This is a genomic window from Micromonospora sp. NPDC002717, from assembly GCF_040295705.1.
In the GTDB taxonomy this organism is placed as follows: domain Bacteria; phylum Actinomycetota; class Actinomycetes; order Mycobacteriales; family Micromonosporaceae; genus Micromonospora.
Genome location: NZ_JBEOVW010000014.1, coordinates 47,960 through 65,975 on the forward strand (window position 1 = coordinate 47,960; position 18,016 = coordinate 65,975).

16 protein-coding genes are annotated in these 18,016 nt (G+C 71.1%); 8 read left to right on the plus strand and 8 right to left on the minus strand.

Features of this window, described 5'->3' with window-relative positions; all coding sequences use genetic code 11:
* The first annotated feature begins 11 nt into the window (after positions 1-11).
* Both ABT006_RS21175 and ABT006_RS21180 read left to right on the plus strand, forming a co-directional pair.
* A complete protein-coding gene (locus ABT006_RS21175; RefSeq protein WP_350708808.1) occupies positions 12-707 on the plus strand; it encodes a hypothetical protein in 696 nt (231 codons plus the stop codon).
* Between the two features lie 478 nt (positions 708-1,185).
* The gene (locus ABT006_RS21180) at positions 1,186-2,337 is read left to right on the plus strand and encodes an MFS transporter (protein WP_466022763.1); all 1,152 of its coding nucleotides are present in this window, start codon (positions 1,186-1,188) and stop codon (positions 2,335-2,337) included.
* Between the two features lie 46 nt (positions 2,338-2,383).
* Here ABT006_RS21180 and ABT006_RS21185 read toward each other — a convergent pair whose 3' ends face one another.
* Positions 2,384-2,590 (minus strand): helix-turn-helix domain-containing protein, encoded by a 207-nt coding sequence (locus ABT006_RS21185; RefSeq protein WP_091094605.1) that lies wholly within the window; start codon positions 2,588-2,590, stop codon positions 2,384-2,386.
* Positions 2,590-3,069, minus strand: a complete 480-nt coding sequence (locus ABT006_RS21190) for a DUF2975 domain-containing protein (protein ID WP_350708810.1) — start codon at positions 3,067-3,069, stop codon at positions 2,590-2,592. The genes ABT006_RS21185 and ABT006_RS21190 overlap by 1 nt, the downstream gene beginning before the upstream one ends.
* Positions 3,070-3,722: 653 nt before the next feature.
* Here ABT006_RS21190 and ABT006_RS21195 point away from each other — a divergent pair.
* From ABT006_RS21195 to ABT006_RS21210, 4 genes are read left to right on the plus strand one after another with little or no spacing between them, the layout of a single operon-like run.
* Positions 3,723-6,107, plus strand: a complete 2,385-nt coding sequence (locus ABT006_RS21195) for a sensor histidine kinase (protein ID WP_350708812.1) — start codon at positions 3,723-3,725, stop codon at positions 6,105-6,107.
* Entirely contained in the window at positions 6,100-6,522 is a 423-nt protein-coding gene (locus ABT006_RS21200) for a roadblock/LC7 domain-containing protein (protein ID WP_350708814.1), read from the plus strand. Before ABT006_RS21195 ends, ABT006_RS21200 begins: the two co-directional genes overlap by 8 nt.
* Before the next feature lie 6 nt (positions 6,523-6,528).
* Entirely contained in the window at positions 6,529-6,918 is a 390-nt protein-coding gene (locus tag ABT006_RS21205) for a DUF742 domain-containing protein (protein ID WP_350708816.1), read from the plus strand.
* Positions 6,899-7,489, plus strand: coding sequence for a GTP-binding protein (locus ABT006_RS21210; protein WP_350708818.1), 591 nt, complete (start codon positions 6,899-6,901; stop codon positions 7,487-7,489). Before ABT006_RS21205 ends, ABT006_RS21210 begins: the two co-directional genes overlap by 20 nt.
* A gap of 294 nt (positions 7,490-7,783) precedes the next feature.
* On the opposite strand, the gene ABT006_RS21215 is transcribed toward ABT006_RS21210, so the two are convergent.
* From ABT006_RS21215 to ABT006_RS21235, 5 genes are all read right to left on the minus strand, one after another.
* Positions 7,784-8,917 carry a flavin-containing monooxygenase gene (locus ABT006_RS21215; protein ID WP_350708820.1) on the minus strand — a complete coding sequence of 378 codons (1,134 nt, stop codon included), beginning with the start codon at positions 8,915-8,917 and terminating at the stop codon, positions 7,784-7,786.
* The gene (locus ABT006_RS21220; RefSeq protein WP_350708822.1) at positions 8,914-9,708 is read right to left on the minus strand and encodes a helix-turn-helix transcriptional regulator; all 795 of its coding nucleotides are present in this window, start codon (positions 9,706-9,708) and stop codon (positions 8,914-8,916) included. The genes ABT006_RS21215 and ABT006_RS21220 overlap by 4 nt, the downstream gene beginning before the upstream one ends.
* A gap of 181 nt (positions 9,709-9,889) precedes the next feature.
* Positions 9,890-10,531, minus strand: a complete 642-nt coding sequence (locus ABT006_RS21225; RefSeq protein ID WP_350708824.1) for a hypothetical protein — start codon at positions 10,529-10,531, stop codon at positions 9,890-9,892.
* Positions 10,531-11,745, minus strand: a complete 1,215-nt coding sequence (locus ABT006_RS21230) for a hypothetical protein (RefSeq protein WP_350708826.1) — start codon at positions 11,743-11,745, stop codon at positions 10,531-10,533. Before ABT006_RS21230 ends, ABT006_RS21225 begins: the two co-directional genes overlap by 1 nt.
* A gap of 3 nt (positions 11,746-11,748) precedes the next feature.
* Positions 11,749-12,075, minus strand: coding sequence for a WXG100 family type VII secretion target (locus tag ABT006_RS21235; RefSeq protein WP_350708827.1), 327 nt, complete (start codon positions 12,073-12,075; stop codon positions 11,749-11,751).
* 228 nt (positions 12,076-12,303) lie between these two features.
* Between ABT006_RS21235 and ABT006_RS21240 the strand changes: the two genes are divergently transcribed.
* Both ABT006_RS21240 and ABT006_RS21245 read left to right on the plus strand, forming a co-directional pair.
* Positions 12,304-12,795: a hypothetical protein gene (locus tag ABT006_RS21240; protein ID WP_350708828.1), complete on the plus strand. Its 492-nt coding sequence runs from the start codon at positions 12,304-12,306 to the stop codon at positions 12,793-12,795.
* Positions 12,796-13,174: 379 nt separating this feature from the next.
* Positions 13,175-14,131: a helix-turn-helix domain-containing protein gene (locus tag ABT006_RS21245; protein ID WP_350708830.1), complete on the plus strand. Its 957-nt coding sequence runs from the start codon at positions 13,175-13,177 to the stop codon at positions 14,129-14,131.
* A 55-nt stretch (positions 14,132-14,186) separates the two neighbouring features.
* Here the strand turns inward: ABT006_RS21245 and ABT006_RS21250 are convergent, their stop codons facing one another.
* Positions 14,187-17,933 (minus strand): S8 family serine peptidase, encoded by a 3,747-nt coding sequence (locus ABT006_RS21250; RefSeq protein WP_350708832.1) that lies wholly within the window; start codon positions 17,931-17,933, stop codon positions 14,187-14,189.
* Between the last annotated feature and the right edge of the window lie 83 nt (positions 17,934-18,016).

The window sequence follows — 18,016 nt, forward strand, 5'->3', positions numbered from 1 at the left end:
ATCGTCCCGGGATGACCCAGGTAACGCCGACGCCGCCCGCGAACACCGCGCTGCTCCACTACTACCTGCTGCAAGCGACCGGCGGGGATGACGCGACGGGGGCGGGGCTGTTGGTCGAGGAGTTCGTGCTGGACGACGACCTGTCGGCCGTACGGCTGCGCAGTGCCTGTTGGACGGCGGCGGACGCCGGCTGGTGGAGTTCGGCCGCGTTCGTGCGGGCGGTCCGCGCGGACCCGCGCCTGCGCTCCCGGTTGACGGCCGTGAACCGCCCCGGGGCGGAAGCGGCGTACGCCCGGCTCGGCGGCGGGGCGTTGCCGGACGATGACGCGCTGCGCCGGCACTTCGGCGACGACGTCCCGCTGGGGGCCGGTACACCGCTGCGGCTGGGCACCGGCCCGGCGGTTCACCGGGTGCTCTTCGCCGGTGAACCCGACGGCGACGCGGTCGCCCGCCTGTCGGCGTTGCTGCGGCTCGGCGGCGCCTCGGGCACGGACGCGACGGAGCCTGGCGTGGTCGGCACCGGCCGGCTGCGGGTCAACGACACGAACCACCTCTGGCAGCTCCGCCGGGTCGGCGGTGTCGCGTGGAGCATCGACGTGACGTCCGACCCGGCCGGTGGTGACGGGCTGCGCTGGGTGCTGCGCCAGGTCACCGACGTGGCCCGCTGCCACGGCCTGGTCCCCGCGACGATCGAGCGCCTCTCCTGACGTCGGGAGGCCGGTGACTCGACCGGGATCCGCGCGCCGGCGGGAGGTTGGCGCAGCGGAGGCCCTGGAAGGGTGTACGGGCCTCCGCTGCGTCGCGCGGCACCGTCGGTCGGCCAGGTTGACCCACACGTCCGTGACCCGCAGGGGGCGGTTGCAGTTGGCCTGCGACCAGGTCGGGCCCGGCTGCAGCCACGTCGCGTCCGGCCGGACCGCGTCGGCCGGACGAGGAGGAGCCGGTGACGCGGTCCTGGGGTCGAACTGGTATCCACACCGTGGCGGGTCGCGTCGGGCCGCGGGCTTCGACGTCGTACGCGGGGTTCTCGACGGGCAGACGGTGCGGGGAGGTCGAGTGGCGGGTCGGGTGTTGAGTCGACGCCTGGCGCGGGGCGGGATCGATGGCACGTCCGACGTGGCCGGGCGCGGGTGGTCGCCGTGGCGGGTTGTCGTCGGGTTCGGGGTGGTCAGCCTCGCCGCGGACATGGTGTACGAGGGCGCCCGGTCGGTGTACGGGCCGCTGCTGGCCTCGCTGGGCGCCTCGGCGGTCGCGGTCGGGCTGGTCACCGGGGCCGGTGAGGCTGCGGCGTTGCTGCTGCGTCTGGTGTCCGGGCCGCTGGCGGACCGGACCCGCCGCTACTGGTCCTTGACGATCCTCGGGTACGCGTTGACCGCGCTCTGCGTGCCGCTGCTCGCCGTCACCCCGTTGCTCGGTGGCGCCGGCATGGCCGTCGCCGCGGCGCTGATCATCGCCGAACGGCTGGGCAAGGCGATCCGCAGCCCGGCCAAGTCGGCCCTGCTCGCCGACGCCGCCGCACGCGTGGGACTGGGTCGGGGTCTGGGCGTGCACAAGGCACTGGACCAGGTCGGCGCCTTCGCGGGTCCGCTGCTCGTCGCCGGAGTCGTCGCGCTGGCCGCGGGAACGCTGTGGCCGGGACTGGCCGCACTTGCCGTACCCGGGGCCGTCACCATGCTGCTGCTGGTCGTCGTGCGGGCCCGGGTGGCTGCCCCCGCACCGGCCGACGCGCCCCAGGGCGACGCCGCACCGCGCCCACCCGCCCGTCCAGCGGGCCGGGTGTCGCTGCCGGCCCGCTTCCACTGGTTCGCGGCGGCGATGGCGCTGTGCACCGCGGGCCTGGTGACGTTCGGGCTGATCGGTTTCCACCTCGTACGCGCCGGCGTCGTCGCGACCGCCACGGTGCCGCTGCTGTACGCGGCGGCGATGGGCGCGGGTGCGCTCGCCGCGCTGGTGACTGGCCTGATCTACGACCGGGCCGGCCCGTGGGTGCTGGTGGTGCTTCCCGCGCTGATTGCTGCCGTGCCCGCTCTGACGTTCGGCGGAGGCCCACTGCTGGCGACGGCCGGGGTGCTGGTCTGGGGCGCCGCCGTGGGTGTGCAGGACTCCACCGTCAAGGCTCTCGTGGCCGATCTCGTGCCCGCTGCGCGGCGAGCCACGGCGTACGGGGTGTTCGCCGCCGTGCAGGGTGCGGGCGCCCTGGCCGGTGGCGCTGCCGCGGGGGGACTGTACGAACACTCCGCGGCGAGCCTGGTGGTGGCCGTGGGGGTCTCGCAGGCCGCCGCAGCGACGGCACTCGTGGGCATCCTGGCAGGGATCCGCACCGCGCGCCGGGGCTGAGGGGTGCCTCGCCCTCGGTGCGTGGCATGCGGTGCACCGTGACGTCTCATTCCTCGACCCACTCGAGCAGGTCACCGGGCTGGCAGTCCAGCACCCGGCACATGGCTTCGAGGGTGCTGAAACGGACGGCCTTGGCACGACCGTTCTTCAGCACGGCCACGTTCGCCGGCGTGAGCCCGACGCGCTCGGCGAACTCACCGACGCTCATCTTGCGTTTCGCCAGTTCGACGTCGATGCGGACGACGATGGGCATCAGATCACCGCTTCCATGTCGGTGCGCAGCGTCGTGGCCTGCCGCAGCAGGGCGCGCATCACCACCATCAGGAGCCCCAGCACGGCGACACCCACCAGCATCAGGAACAGCAGGAGGGGCAGCCCGGGATCTGTCGCTCTGAAACCGACGTAGAGAAACACGCCCAGAAGCACCACCCAGGCGGCGGCGATCGCCCACACGATCGCGTTCACCCACCCCATGGATGCGTCGCTGAAGATGCGGTCGTTCCTGACCAGAGTGAGCAACTTCCAGGTGGACACGATCACCACCTGGATGCACAACACCCAGAACACCGTGATGGCGGTCATCGGCCACCTGAGGTAGGCGAGATCCGGGGACTCCTTGGCCATGTGCGCGAACTGGCCGGGCAGCGACATGGTCTGGAAGAGGACCAGGATCCCGAACAGCAACACGAGGAAGACTCGGAGCGGAGCCACCGCTCGATGCTCGGTGAACATACATCGACTATCACTCGGAACCTATCGATTGTCAATCGGTTCGGCGGCCCTCCGGCAGGAGACCCGCCGCAGCGGCAGCGGCCGGCACGGCGCCCGGCGTGAACGCGGACAGGGGTCTCACCCCACTCGGCGGGAAGACGCTCGACCACGCCGCCCGAAACCCGCCGAGGGGAAACAGGAATTGGCCACCACGAGAACACTGATTCACCCTCCCGCCCCACCGCCGACACACTTCTTCGGGGCAACACCGGCGCGACCTCGCGAAATCCGTGACGCTTCCACCACGCTTCGTGCACCCATTTTGAATACGCGCGCCGGCCCGGATCCCGCCGAGCACGCCTCGGTTCACGTAGCGCACACGCGCCGCGCCACATCACGACCGATGTGACGGTGTCGACTCCCCCGACTACTCTCGGTCGCACTGTTCAGGGTCTTGACAGGCCCTTATGCTCTAGCGGTGTTGATCTTTCGTCTCCGACCCGGGCGGCGGCCGTCACCCGGGTTCCCCGCCACGGGAGCCCGGACCGTTGCCTGATGAATCTGCCCGCCGTCGAACATCGACGGGCGCCACCGGGTCGGACACGCCTCGGCCCGGCGGCGACAGACGGCGCCCGCACCGTCGGTCGGTACGTTTCCAGATCTGGTCGCTGCTGGTGGTGGCGTTCGCGACGCTCCTTCCGCTGTGGGCCTTCGGCATGTACCTCACCGTCCCGGGTGCCGTGTCGACCAGCCAGAGCCAGCAGCGGAATCTGGAGATCGGCGTGCCCACCGACGCGCTGGATTCTGCGCTGAGCGCCGAACGCAAAGCGTCAGTGGTGTATCTGGCAAACCGTGGCACGAACCGATCCGCACTCGACAAGGCGCGCGCCGTCACGGACCAGGCCGCCGAGAAATTCCGCGACGACGCGATGGATGTGATTGGCAGGATCGGCGAGGGATCCGCCAATCAGTTGGCGCAGGAAATGGATGCCCGCCTCGGGCAGTTGTCCGGTCAGCGATCTGCGATTGACAGTGGCACGGCAGCACCGACGCAGGTCTTTTCCTACTACAACGCCGCCATCGACAACGGTATTCGTATTCTGAACTCCCTCACGGGTGTCGACGACAGAACGGTGCACAGTTCTGGTGAGGCACTGTCCCGCCTCACCCGCTCCCGAGCGCTGCTCGAGGAAGTGGACGCCCGGGTGTCCGCCGCGATCGCCGCCGGGGCCCTCACCCGCGACGACTGGTACGCCCTGGTCACCAACATCGGCGCGGTCAACGGTTCGTACGCCACGGCGCTGCCCAACCTGCCTGCCGACGTCGCGGCGGAGTACAACAGGATCGCGAGCAGCGAGGCCATGAATCGGCTGCGCACGCTGGAAGAGACCGTTGCGCAGACGCGGCCCGGCACCCGCATCAAGGTGACCGCGGCGGAATGGGACGCCGCGGCGAAGGCCGTGCTCGACGAGATGCACGCCTTCGAACTCAGGACCGCCACGATGTTGGGCACCAGCGCCGAGCCGATCGCCCGCTGGGTCCTGCTGCGGGCCGCCATCGCCACGGGATTCGGTCTTCTCGGCGTCATCGCGCTGGTGAGCGTGTCGATTCGCATCGGCCGGACCCTGATCAGGGAGAGCACCCTGCTCCGCAACCGGATGGATGACGTCGCGACCGTACGGTTGCCGGAACTGGTGCAGCGCCTTCGTGCCGGCACGGTCGCCGACCCCGACGAGTTCGCCGAGGGCCGAGCCTTCGAGCGGCCCCGCACCAAGGAACTCGACGACCTGAGCGGCTCGTTCGACCGGGTCCATCGGGTTGCCATCGAGGCAGCCAGCGGCGAGGCGCAGCTCCGACAGGGCGTGTCCCGGGTGTTCGTCAATCTGGCGCGACGGAACCAGACGCTGCTGCACCGCCAGCTCAAGCTGCTGGATCAGATCGAACGGCAGAGCAACGACCCCGATCAGCTTGCCCAGTTGTTCTCCCTGGACCACCTGGCCACCAGAATGCGCCGGCACGCCGAAAGCCTGATCATCCTGTCCGGTGAGGCGCCGGGCCGGGGATGGAGCAGCCCGGTGCCGCTGCGGGACGTGGTGCGCGCGGCGGTTACCGAGGTGGAGGACTACCCGCGGGTCACCGTTCACATGCCGCCGTCGGTGGGCATCGTCGGCCCGGTGGTTGCCGACCTCATCCACCTGCTCGCCGAGCTCATCGAGAACGCCGCACTGTACTCGCCCGCCGACACGCAGGTGCAGGTGCGGGGCATGCGGGCGGCCAACGGCTTCGTGGTCGAGGTCGAGGATGCCGGTGTGAGCATGAGCGAGGCCGTGATGGCAGAGCTGAATTCGCAGCTCGCGGATCCGCCGGAGTTCGACCTGACAGACGGAAGCCAGCTCGGGCTGTTCGTCGTCGGTCAGCTCGCCGCGCGGCAGGGCATCCGCGTCTCGCTGCGCGGCTCGCCCTACGGCGGCACCACGGCGATCGTGTTGCTGCCTCCCGCCCTGCTCGCCGATGTCGACGCCGACAGCCCTGTCGAGCGGGTGCCGGTCGGGCGGCTCGCCGGAGCCGACCCGCATCCCCCGCGACGGGACGCGGCCGGCACCAACCGCGCTCCGTCCGAGGCGACGCGCCATCGCGGCTCGCCGGTGGCAGGCACGTCAGGCCCGCAAACGGCGGCGGCCTGGTCGCTGCCCGGGCCGCCCGGTGGCGACACGCCAGCGAGACCGGCGCTGGACCTGCCCGCGCTGAGCTTGCCGCCGGCCCCGCGTAATCCGGTGGAGGTCGTTCCCGACATCGACCGGCCGGCGCTGCCCCGACGTTCCCGCCAGGCAGCAGCCGCCCCACAGCCTCGGGCCGGTTCCCGCCGCGCGGGGGCCACGCCCGCACGGCCCGAACCTGCGCACGACCGGAACCCCGAGGAGGTCCGGTCACTGATGTCCGCCATCCAGCTGGGCTGGGACGGGATGCGCCCCTCAACATCCAGAACCGATAATGACGCCGGCGTGAGTTTCGGTGCGCCGTCGTCCACACCCGCACGGGAGAGTGATCAGAATGACTGAGACGGCTGCGGACGCTGGCGGCCTCGCCTGGCTGCTGGACAGCTTCGCGGACCGGGCCCCCGCCGTCCGGCACGCAGTCATCCTGTCCGGTGACGGTCTCCTCGTGGCGCGTACCAGAAATCTGGATCGCAACGACGCCGACCACCTCAGTGCCGTCGCGGCTGGTTTCCACAGTCTCGCCAACGGGGCGGGCGACCACTTCGACTGCGGTGAGGTTCGCCGGACGGTGGTGGATCTGACTCGTGGCTTCCTGTTCGTGACGGCCGCCGGCGCCGGCGCCCGGTTGGCCGTCGTGGCTGAGCCCGACGCGGACGCGGGCCTGATCGCCTACGAGATGTCGATGCTGGTACGTCGGATGGGTGAGCACATGGCGATCCTTCCGAGGTACGAGAACGCTGCGTACGAGACCAGGTGACCTCTGATGGCGGCATGGCGGAGGTCGTCCGGAGGCAACGAGTGGCTCGACGACGAGGCAGGGCCCCTGGTGCGACTCTACGGCGTGACCTCCGGCAGGACCCACGCTGCGAAGATCTCTCTGGATCTGCTCAGTGTGATCGCCGCCGCCGACGTCCATCCCGCCAGCAGCCAGTATCTCGGCCCGGAGCATCTCGCGATCCTGCGGTTGTGCGCGCGGCCGACTGCCGTGGTCGAGGTCGGCGCCGACCTCGACCTGCCCCTGGGCGTGCTCCGCGTCCTGCTCGCCGATCTCCACGAGTTGGAACTGATCACCATTCGCCCGCCGAACCACGGCGCACTGCACGCCAGTGTGCATCTTCTGGAGGAACTGCTCGATGGTCTTCAGAGACTCTGAAACCCAGGCATCGTCGCAGGAGCCGGCCTCGCTGAAGATTCTCATCGCCGGCGGGTTCGGCAGTGGTAAGACCACGCTGGTCGGCTCGGTCAGCGAGGTGCGCCCGTTCCGTACGGAGGAGAGTCTCAGCGACCGGTCGGTCGGGGTCGATTCGACCGCGGGCGTCGAAGCCAAGCGAACCACCACCGTCGCCATGGACTTCGGGCGGATCACGCTCAGTCCGCGACTTGCCCTGTACCTGTTCGGCACCCCGGGTCAGGACCGGTTCTGGTTCATGTGGGACGAGCTGACGCGCGGCGCGCTGGGTGCGGTCGTCCTGGCAGACACCCGCCGGCTGCCCGACTCGTTTCCCGTCATCGACCACTTCGAACAGCGCGGCACACCCTTCGTGGTCGCCGTGAACTGTTTCGACGGCGCACCCAGATATCTGCCGGAAGAGGTTTCCGACGCGCTGGAGCTGCCGCCCTCGGTCCCCGTCGTCCTCTGTGACGCGCGGGACCGGGAGTCGACCAAGTACGTTCTCACCACCCTGGTCACCCACGTGCTCACCGCCAAGGCCCACGCTCACTGACCACCCCGCCCGCGGGGCCCGGCACTGTGCGACCCACCTGCGACGGTGGCCGGGGTGGGTTGGGCGACCCTGTTCGGGAGGTGCCCACCCCGGCCAGGAACCGGATCGGCAACACCGGCCCCTTCTCAGGGCGGCACCGAGCCCGATTCCGTTACCACCGGTCCACATGCCGGGAACCCAGGCCGCGGATCCGGCTCCCCGCCGGACGCGACGGCCGCCCCGGCCCCGGCGCTTCCAGGGCTGTGCAGCCCCGCTCGGGCCGTAGATCCCACGTCGCCCGCTGGCGGAGGTGGGTCAGGCGCGGGCGGCTGGCTCGGCGGGCGCGGCGGTGGGGCCGTCACCCGATCCGCCGCCGGGTGACTCGGGGTGCGGACCCCGCCATGTCGTACGGGTGGACGCGCGCAGCCGGCGGCTGATCACGGCGGCGTCCCGGCCGACCCAGCCGAGCAACGCGGATCCCCTGTTGCGCTGGAACGGCAGGCCGACGTAACACAGGCCGGGCACCGGGCTCACGCCCTCGACGTGGACGGGCAGCCCGTCGGCCGGGTCGACGGCGCCGGGCACCCGCAGCCAGCCGAAGTCGGCGCGAAAGCCTGTCGCCCAGACCACGACGGAAGGCGTCAGCTCCTGTCCGTCGGCCGTCCGCAGTGTTCGGCCCTGCGCGCCGGTCACGCGACCGACGACCCGGACACCCCGTCGGCGCAGGGCACGCGGACCGGCCCCGATCAGGGGGTCCCGCGCCCGGATCCGCCGTCCCAGCCAGCCCTCGGCGGGGGCCCGTACCGCCCCGAGGACGTCCAGCCAGGTGAAGATGTCGACGCCGAAGGGGCGCTGCGGAAGGACCGGTTGCCGCGTCCCGAGCGACAACGTGACGGACCTCGATGCCGCCAGCTCGGCGGCGATCTGCATGCCGGAGTTGCCGCCCCCCACCACCAGGACGGGGCCATCGGGAAGGTCGGCGGGGCGCCGGTACGCGACGCTGTGCAACTGGACCAGTTCCGGGGCCAGGCCATCGCTCAGCGCCGGGACGTGGGGGATCTGGAAGGGGCCGGTCGCCACGACCACGGCACGCGCCGTGCGGACTCCGTCGGCCGTGACGGCCTCGAAGGCGCCCTCGGAGGTCCGGCGCAGCAGCCGTACGGCCGCGCCGTGCTCGACGGGCAGGGCATGGTGTTCGGCATAGGCCGCCAGGTAGTCCGCCACCTCGTCCTTGCTGGGGTAGTGGCCGGGCGGAGCGGGGAACGGCAGGCCGGGCAGGGCGCTGTGCCGCGCCGGGGTGAACAGCCGCAGCGAGTCCCAACGGTTCCGCCACGCGTCCCCGACCCGCGTGCCCGCGTCCAGCAGAAGGACGTCGAATCCGGCGCGGCGCAACTCGTACCCTGCGGCGAGACCGGCCTGGCCCGCACCGATGATGAGAATCTCTGTCACGGCCCCCACGATTCCGCGGCGCCGCGTCCAGGGCTTGGACGAACCTGCTGACCCTCCCACCGCAGCCCCCGCAGCAGCTCGGACGGCGCCAATCCGAACATGCTCCGGAACACCCTGGTCAGGTGGGAGGAGTCGGCGAAGCCGGCCTCGTGTGCGGCCTGCGTCAGGGACCCGCCCGACGACAACAGCAGCAGGGCCGTACGCAGCCGTTCCCACCGCACGTAGGCACGGAACGGCAGCCCCAGTTCCTGCCGGAACAGGTGCGACAGCCTGCTCTGCGACAGGTGCACGGCTCGCGCCACCTCGCCGAGCCCCACCTTGCCGGGCAGCAGGGTAGGGACAAGATTCACCGCCTCGGCCACGGCGGCGTGCCGCGGGCGCGCGGTCGGGATCTCGCCCCTCAGCACGGACCGGATCACGGCGTCGATCGCCTCCGCCGACGAGACGTCGCGGGCCGGGGGTGGTGGAGGCGGATCCAGCCGCCACCGCGCGGCCGAAGCGGATCGCGATCCGCCGCGGTCGAGCAGCCGGCCGAGACTGGACACCGGGTCGATCAACGCGAGCAGGCCGTCCGCCGCACCCTGGACGACGGCGTGCGCGGTGTTCGCCGGAATCAGCGCCGCACGGCAGGAATGGTCGGTGCCGTCGGCGCCCCGGAGCACCAGGACGGTGTCGCGGGCGACGAGCAGTTGCACCGCGTGGTGCGAATGCATCCCTGCCGCACCGATCTCGCCGCGGTAGTAGATCCGGCCCGGCGCCAGCCCCACCCACCCCCGCCACGTGGCGTTCAACTCACCTGCTCCTTGCGCGTCGCCGGCACAGGACCACGGTTGCCGGCGCCTCGTCGACGCAGCGAGCGTACGCTCGGCCGCCGACCGCTGACGGTCGCGTTCATCGGACGGGACCGCAGAACCGGCGTGGCGTGAAGGGGCTGCCAGGTGGCGGCGATCCTGGCCACGGGAAGCGGGCCGGTCAGGGCGCCGGATCGAGCTGTTCGAACCGGATGCTGCGCAGGATCGAGACCATCGTCTGGCAGTACTCCGCCCAGTCGGCGAGGCTCGGGGTGGTGAGGCGTAGGACCAGGAGGTACGGCGCGTCGGGCAGGGGCACGACCGCCTGGGCGTAGGCGACCGGGACGACGGCCGGTTCCGGCTGCGCGCCGAGCCGCGTGGGGATCGGCGTGCTGGAACCGGCCAGCACGACCACCGCCGGACCACACGGCAGGTCACGTCGCTCCACCCGGTGGTACGGGCCCGCCTCGCGTTCGAACCGCGCGGCCAACTGCTCCGCGGCGAGGTTCGCGTCCTGCTGCTCCGTGGGTTCCAGGGCGGCCAACAGGGAAGACACGCTTGCCTTGCCGTCCACCGCCAGGCAGCTGAACCCGTAGTAGAGCAGCGGGTAGCGGCTCAACTCGACGACCTGCCGGTCGTACAGTGCGGCCAGCAACAGACGTTGGTCGGGGGCGCCGTGTGGCAGGACCCGGGCGGCGAGCTCGAACAGAGCCTGCCGGCGCTCGTCCGGGTCGGGGTGCATGGGCACCGCGTGGAACCAGGAGGGCACGGCGAATCTGACGCGGGGCAGCGCGGGCGGCGCCTTCTCGGTGGGCGGGAGCACTAGTGGGCCACCGCCTTCTTCGCTTCCTGCAACTGTTCCGCCTTCTCCTGCTGTGCGGCGTCGTCCTCGCCCGCGCCCAGGCTCCACGCCCGCTCCATGGCGGCCGAGATGTCGTACCAGCCGTCCTGCCAGTAGTCGTCGACGTGGTTGGCGATGTCCTCCTGCTGCATCGAGTTCGCGCTCGACTGCCAGCTTCCGTCGAAGAACGCCTCGGTCACGCCGCGACTGACGTCGTCGAGTCCCTCGAGGGCCGGCTGCATCAGCCTTCCGAGGCCGATGGTGACGGCTCCGGCGATGTCGAAGGTCAGGTCCTGGGCGGACACGTCGCCGCCGCCGAGCCAGGCGGTGCCATGCAGAACGAGGGCGCCGACCCCGAGGATCGTGCTGGCACCCAGACCGCTGCCGCCGATCATGATGAGCGCCCCGCCCAGCGGGGCGCCGATCACCGTCCCGGAGAGCAGGGTGCCGGCGCCGATCATGAGCAGCGACAGGATGCCGGTGCCCATGGCGATGTCGCCGAAGACGTCGCCCAGGTTGGCGATCCGGTTCGCGTTGTTCGTGATCCGGTCCCCGAGCGCGTCGAACGGCGCGCTCAGGTCGTCCAGGAGTTCCGTGAGCAGCCCAGGATCGCTGGCGGACTCGGCGAGCCGGCCGAGCTTCCTCGCGACCTCCGCCGACAACTCCTCGTGGTACCCCTTCAGGGTCTTGGCGCTCGCGGCGATGTCGTCGTACTCGCCCTGTGCTGTCTCGAGCCGCCGGGTGGCGGCGTTGACCTTGGCCTGGGCGGCGGCGAGGTCCAGGTCGTTGTGGAAGAGCTGACCGACGAGGCTGAGCGCCGGATCGTCCTCGGCCGCCTCCACCTTCTTCTTGGCCGCTGCGGCGTCCTGCTCGTAGGCGCGGGCCTTCGTCTGCAGCGTGACGAGATCCTGCTTCCACTGCTGCAGCAGGTTCGCGGCACTGATCATCGTGCTGGCGGCTTCGTCCAGCTTCTTCGGGAATCCGTGGAGGCGGTGGCGGAAACCCTCGGCCGCCTGGCCTTCCCAGCCGCCGACGTCACGAGCCACCGCGTCGATCTCACCCCTGGCCTCCTGCATCCTGCCCGCGGCGTACGTCAGGACGGCGGTGAAGGCCGCGACGTTCTCGGGGCTTCCGGGCGCAGGGTCGAAATCCAGGGCGGGGTAGTTCCCGGATGCGAAGCTGAACAGGTCGAGCACGAGTCAGTTCCCCTTCGGAGCCAGATCAGGCTCCGGCACGCCCTTGAAGTACTTGGCGTTGCCGAGGTCGGTCTGCGAGTACCGGTCGGCGGACAACGTCAGCCTGTTCTGCATGCCCTGCATTCCCGCGGCCATCTTGTCGAGCGTGCTGCCCCAGCGGTCGACGAATTCCTCGGCGGCGTCGTCCAGGTCGCCAGATCCGAGGTCGCCAGGGTCTCCCGACCTGAGTCGCTGCTCGGCTGCGTTGATGTCGCCCCTGATGCCCTCGATCCGTGTCCCCATGGAACGCAACGCGTTCACCTCGACCTTGAACCCGTCCAAACCGTCCATCCTCGCTCGACTGCCGCCATATGGTACGGCCACCGCCACGGCGGTCCGTCTCGGGATCATGACTGACATGCGAGGTCGGGACGCCGCCAGCGGCGAAGCGCGAACGGTGACGCGGTGGCGAACCCGCAAGATCATTGCAATATGATCTTGGGCCTGGTTCACGCCGGTGGACGCGCGCCCGGCATGCCTGCGTCCCCGCATCGTCAAGCACTACGAAGGAGACCCCTCTTGCGTCTTCGCGTTGCAAAGGTCGCGCTGCCGCTGGTCGCCGTCGCGCTGCTGTCCGCCTGCGGCGGCGGCCAGGACGAGACTGGCGGCGACAGTGACACCGGCATCCCGAAGTCCCCGGAAGACTCGTACGCGGCGGTCATGAAGGCCATCTACGCCGCCGACGGGCCTCGGGTGTGCTCACTGATGACTCCCGACGCCGCGGACAAGTTCATCAGGGAGATGAGGCGGTGGAAGGACGCCGAGGGCACGACCTGCGAGGGGGTGGTGGACTCCTTCGCCAGCCAGCAGTCGGGTCCGCCGCCGAAGGAGTGGGGGCCCACGATGTACGGCAAGGTCGAGTACCCCAACCAGTTCTTCGCGATGCTGGGGGCCTGTCCGAAGGACGCGAGCGGCGACTTCCAGCCGAACTTCGCCGCGGTGACCTGGAAGAAGCAGGACGGCGGCTGGATCATCACGGAGTTCGACATCAGCACCGGCTGCGGAGGCTGAGGCCGCCGGCCGGTGTCCGGCCTGGACCGGTCCGGGGCCGACCGCAACGTCAGGTAGGAACGCCGGCTTCTCTCGTGCGAGCGGGCCGGCGCTCTTGCCGTCCCTGGACGCGCTCGTCCATCGGCCCGGCGGGCACGAGAGCCAGTGCCGGTGATGCCGCACGGCTCCCCCGGCACGTCACCATGCCGGCCAGCACCGATCGTCCCGCCACAGGGCGAACCGTCACGCCCGCATGACAACCCGATCCGCCTCCTTCCCCCGGCGGCACGCTGGGCGGGGGTGGCGGGCGAAGGGTCTGGACGGCCCGGCGGGGTCAGGGCAATACTGGCTGGCCGGTCCTTACGTGGCCGGCGCCCGGAGGGCGGGGGCGGGAAGTGGGATGAGAATGCTGCGTGGGCTCGGGATCGGCGAGCAGGACGAAGCGGTCTACGTGGAGCTGCTGCGCCGCCGCCGGGCGACCGTCACGGATCTCACGGAGGCGGTGCAGATGGCGGCGCCGGCGGTGACAGCCGCGATGGCGCGACTGGTCGCGCTCGGCCTGGTCACCGGCGACGACGGCGGCCTGTACACCGTCGTACCACCCGACGTCGGGCTCGGCACCCTCATCGTCCAGCGTCAGGCCACACTGCAACAGGTCCAGGGCAGGCTGGGGGAACTGGTGCAGGTGTACCGGACCGGGGCGACCTCGACCGTGGGTGAGGTGGAGGCGCTGACCACCCCAGAGGAGCTCGCCACCTGGATCGACAACATGGAGCGGGGCGCGAAACGGGAGATAATGGCGTTTTTCCGGCCTCCGTACGTGCTGGACGGCGACCTCGAGGTCTCCACCGACGTGCCCGCCTACCGTTACGTGTACGAGCGCGCCGCCCTCGACGATCCGCGTACCCCCGCCGAGATCGGCAGGTTCCTCAAGAGCGGGTACGAGATCAGGATCGCTGCCGAGCTGCCCAGCAAGATGATCATCGTGGACCGGGAGACGGTGCTGCTGCCGATGCTGCCCGACCAGACGAGCGTCCATCCCGGGTTCCTCCTGGTACGGGGTCAGGCGCTGGTGCACCTGCTGGTGGCCCTCTTCGAACGGGTCTGGCAGGCGGCCACGCCGTTGCGGCTCACCGCCACGGGTCTCGCCGAGGGGTCTCCCGCGTGGGACGACGTCGACGTCGCGCTGCTGACGTACCTGCTCTCCGGGATGCCGGACAAGACGGTGGCCAGCCGGCTCGGGACCAGCGAACGCACGGTGCAGCGCCGGATCCAGCGGCTGATGAAGCTGGCCGGGACGGACAGCCGCATGCAGTTGGCCTGGTACGCCGCCCGGTCGGGGCTCATCTCGCCCTGACCGGGACTGCCGGTCGCCCCCGCCCGCGGCGCGGGCGGGGGCGACCGTGGGACGGTTATCCCCGCAGCTTGTAGGCGCGGGTCACGGTCTGCTCGACGGTGTTGCCGTCGGCGTCGGTGGCCTGCACCCGCAGGGAGACGAATCCGTTGGTGTCGGCCAGCGCCGGGCTCTTGACGGCGCCCTTGACGGTGGCGTCACCCCCGGCGGTGACGGTCACCTGCTGCCAGGTGGCGCCGTCGTCGTAGGAGGCCCACAGCTTCGCCTCGCGGATCCGCGGGCCGGCCAGGCCCTTCGGGTACCAGAAGTCGAGGCTGATGTCGGCCGTCGACTGCGCCTGCACGCTGTTGTCGAGAGCGACGTCGACGTCGTAACCGACCGACAGCACCGGCAGAAGCGCCCGGTCGCCGCCCGGCTGGGAGTGGAACGTCCAGGCGGTGTTCACCTTGGTGGAGGTCGTCCACCACGGCTGGTCCCGCCGTACGTCCGTCACCACGCGGTACTCGGCACGCTCGGGCGTCATCGGGAAGGCCACCGCCGCGGCCGGAGCGGACCCGAGCAACTGGCCGTCGCGGTACACGGCGGTCAGTGCCTTGTCGGTGTTGTTCGGCATCGTCCAGTACTGGCCGGTCGCCGCGTCCAGGAGGCCGGTGTTCAGCACGACGCCCACGTCGCCGATCCGGACGGCTCCCTCGGGGTGGTCGGCGGGGATGGCGGACCGGACGACGGGCTTGTTCCATGCCCGGGTCAGTCGCTGCCCGGGCTGCAACACCGACGTGGCCGTCTGCTGGAAGCCGGGCAACGGCTCCCACACGCCGGCCGGTGCCATCAGCTCCCACGTCGGCCGGCCGGCGGTGACGTACTCGGTGAGGGACCTCGGCATGGTCGTCCGGATGAGGGTCATGACGATGAAGGACTGCAGCGGCGAGGTGAGGAACCGGGCGTAGCCCGCTTCGGTGCCGGGCGTCGAGGCGTGGAAGGACGTGTCGACCGTGGCCAGTTCCGCGGCGCTGACCTGGTAGCGCTGGTCGGCCGAGATGCCGTGCTGGTACTTGAGCAGCTCGTAGGAGTACGGGCTCACCGCCGTCCCCTTGAGCTGGATCATGACGTCGCCGCGGCGAGCGAGACCGGCCAGTCGAGCGCCCTGCTCGCCGGAGAGGGTCATGGCCGGGATGGCGGTCGGCGCCGTCCGGTAGACGTCGGTACCCCACTCGGCGGGGATGTCGTTGTAGATGATGATCATGCCGGCGCCGGCCGCCGCCGCGTTCGTGATCTGCTGCGACGGGGGGACCTCGTCGCTGCGCCGGACCAGCGCCAGCTTGCCCTTGACGGCCTTGCCCGCGTAGTCCTGCGACCGTCCGATGCCGGCGTCCACGACGCGCAGGACCTGGGTGCCGTCGAAGCGCGCGGAGCCGACCCAGCCGCCGACGTACTCCGGCGTGATCGGGAAGGCTCCGGGACTCACCAGCTGCGCCTCCAACGACGGCGCCGTCAGCGTCCAGGCCAGCCGGTGCTCGAGGTTCTCGTCCTTGAGCTGCGACGGGATGGCGTGCAGCTTCGTGTGGCCGTTGAATTCGGTCTGCATCCCGTACATGAGCGACTTGTCGTCCTTCAGCAGCGACATCCCCAGCCGGACGCGCTGCGGCTGGCTCGGCTTGGGCGTCTGGATGCCGACCTGGCTCGACTTGCTGCCGTCGAAGGTGATGGTGCGGTCGGAGTCGACGAGCACGCCTGATTCCGCGCCGTAGACGTGGTCCCGGACCTGCAGGTAGTCAGGGGTGAACCGGTAGGTACCCGATGCGAAGGCGTACTCGCCGCGGGGCAGCCTCAGCTCCAGGGTGCCCTCGGCGCCGAGGATGAAGTGGATGTCGGCGGGCCCGGGATTGTCGAGATCGAAGACCCAGATGCTGCTGTAGGTGGACGCCGGCGCCTTGCCGTCCAGGTCCGTCAGCTTCACGCTCACGTTGAAGCGCTGCGGGTCCCGGACGAAACCGACGGCCGTCGTCACGACCGTCCCGCCGTCGGCGGAGGCGGCAGTGACGTGCGCGCCGTACGTCCCGACCGGCACCACGCCGGGGTTGGCGGTGACCGTCACGTCGGCCGTGCCGCGGGCCGGCACGGTCACCGTGTCGGCGCCCAACGTCAGCGCCCCGGCCGGCAACTGCCCGTCCGCGCCCTTGGTCGCCAGCGCGAGGGTGACCGGCTGGTCGCCGTCGTTGACGTAGGTGATCTGCTTGGCGACCGGGGCGGTCGACTCCCACGCCTGCATGCCGAAGTCGACCACGCCGGGCCCGGACACGGTCTGCCGCACGGCGCGGCTCACGTCGGTGCGGCCGGCGCCCTGGGCGTACACCGAGGTGTCCGCCGTGGTCTTCGCCGTGCTGACGAGCTGGCCCTTCAGCCGCGCCGAAGTCCAGTCCGGGTGCTGCTGGGCCAGGATCGCGGCCGCACCCGCCACGTGCGGGGTGGCCATGGAGGTGCCGCTGGCGGCGGTGTAGTGGTCGCCCGCGGGGGTGCCCATGCTGGTGCCGGCCGCCCGGGCGGCGACGATGTTCGCGCCGGGGGCGGTGATCTCCGGCTTGAGGGCGCCGCTGGCGAGCGGGCCACGGCTGGAGAAGGAGGTGACCGCGTCGGCGCGGTCCACGGCGCCGACCGTCAGCGCCGACGCGGCGATGCCGGGCGAGCCGACAGTCGTCGCCCCGGGCCCGGAGTTTCCGGACGCGATGGTGAACAGCACGCCCGTCTCGGCCGTCAGCCGGTCGACCGCCTCGGACATCGGGTCGCCTCCGTCGCCGGCCGGGCCGCCCAGGCTCATCGAGACGACCTTCGCGCCCGAGTGGGCCGCCCAGTCCATCCCGGCGATGATCCACGACTCCTCGCCGCCACCCGCGTCGCTCAGCACCTTGCCGACGAGGAGTTGCGCGCCGGGCGCGACGCCCTTGTATCTGCCGCCGGAGGCCGCGCCCGTGCCGGCGATCGTGGCGGCGACGTGGGTGCCGTGCCCGTGCCCGTCCTGGACGGACTCACCCGGCACGAAGCTCTGGCTCTCAGCGACCTTGCCGGCCAGGTCCGGGTGGTTCAGGTCCGCGCCGGTGTCCAGCACGGCGACCTTCACGCCGGTGCCGTCGTATCCGGCGGCCCACGCGGCCGGCGCGCCGATCTGCGGCACGCTCTCGTCGAGCAGGGCGTTCACCTTGCCGTCCAGCCAGATCCGCTCGATGCCCCCGGCGAGCCGGGCCTTGGGGGTACGGGCCCTGGCGGTGTCGTCGTCGACGGCCTCCCAGAACGTGGCGGCCTGCTTCTTGTCAGCGGCGATGGCGGCGCCCCGGACGCTGGGCAGGTTCCGCTTCATCCGGCTGCCGGCGGGGGCGGCCGGTGCGGCCTTGCCCGCCGCCCGGGCCGGGTACTTCACGATCAGCGGGATCGACGTGGCGTGCGCGTCGTCGTAGCCCTGCGCGATCAGGCCCGTGACGTTGAACAGCCGTGTGTCGACCTGGCCGGACGCGATGAGCGGCTCGACAGCCAACGGCACGACGTACACGTCGGTGCCGACCGAGTAGGTGCGGAAGTTGCCGACCGGGCCGTCGTGCGGGGTGACGGTGATCGCCGGCTTGCCGCCCTGCGTCGTCACCGTGACCACGTCACCGGTCACGAGGGTGACCCGTGCCGCCTTCGACGGCGGCGGTACGGCGGCGGTTACCTCGCCGGCAGGCGACGGCGGCTTGCCGTGCGCGCTCGCGCCGACGGTCGCGACGAGTGTCGCGGCGAGCGCGACGCCGAGCAGCGTCGATCTTCTTGTTCGCATTGACCTGGCCCCTCCTTCTGCCGGTACCTGAGCTCCGTACCGGTGGGGCAAAGCTTCGTGAAGACGGGGGCGGCGGCGCTACG

Excerpts from the sequence above, each read along its gene's own strand:
- ABT006_RS21180 (WP_466022763.1), top strand. The coding sequence starts at position 1,186 with ATGGTGTACGAGGGCGCCCGGTCGGTGTACGGGCCGCTGCTGGCCTCG.
- ABT006_RS21185 (WP_091094605.1), bottom strand. The coding sequence starts at position 2,590 with ATGCCCATCGTCGTCCGCATCGACGTCGAACTGGCGAAACGCAAGATG.
- ABT006_RS21235 (WP_350708827.1), bottom strand. The coding sequence starts at position 12,075 with ATGGACGGTTTGGACGGGTTCAAGGTCGAGGTGAACGCGTTGCGTTCC.
- ABT006_RS21175 (WP_350708808.1), top strand. The coding sequence starts at position 12 with ATGACCCAGGTAACGCCGACGCCGCCCGCGAACACCGCGCTGCTCCAC.
- ABT006_RS21245 (WP_350708830.1), top strand. The coding sequence starts at position 13,175 with ATGAGAATGCTGCGTGGGCTCGGGATCGGCGAGCAGGACGAAGCGGTC.
- ABT006_RS21210 (WP_350708818.1), top strand. The coding sequence starts at position 6,899 with ATGGTCTTCAGAGACTCTGAAACCCAGGCATCGTCGCAGGAGCCGGCC.
- ABT006_RS21200 (WP_350708814.1), top strand. The coding sequence starts at position 6,100 with ATGACTGAGACGGCTGCGGACGCTGGCGGCCTCGCCTGGCTGCTGGAC.
- ABT006_RS21250 (WP_350708832.1), bottom strand. The coding sequence starts at position 17,933 with ATGCGAACAAGAAGATCGACGCTGCTCGGCGTCGCGCTCGCCGCGACA.
- ABT006_RS21190 (WP_350708810.1), bottom strand. The coding sequence starts at position 3,069 with ATGTTCACCGAGCATCGAGCGGTGGCTCCGCTCCGAGTCTTCCTCGTG.
- ABT006_RS21205 (WP_350708816.1), top strand. The coding sequence starts at position 6,529 with ATGGCGGCATGGCGGAGGTCGTCCGGAGGCAACGAGTGGCTCGACGAC.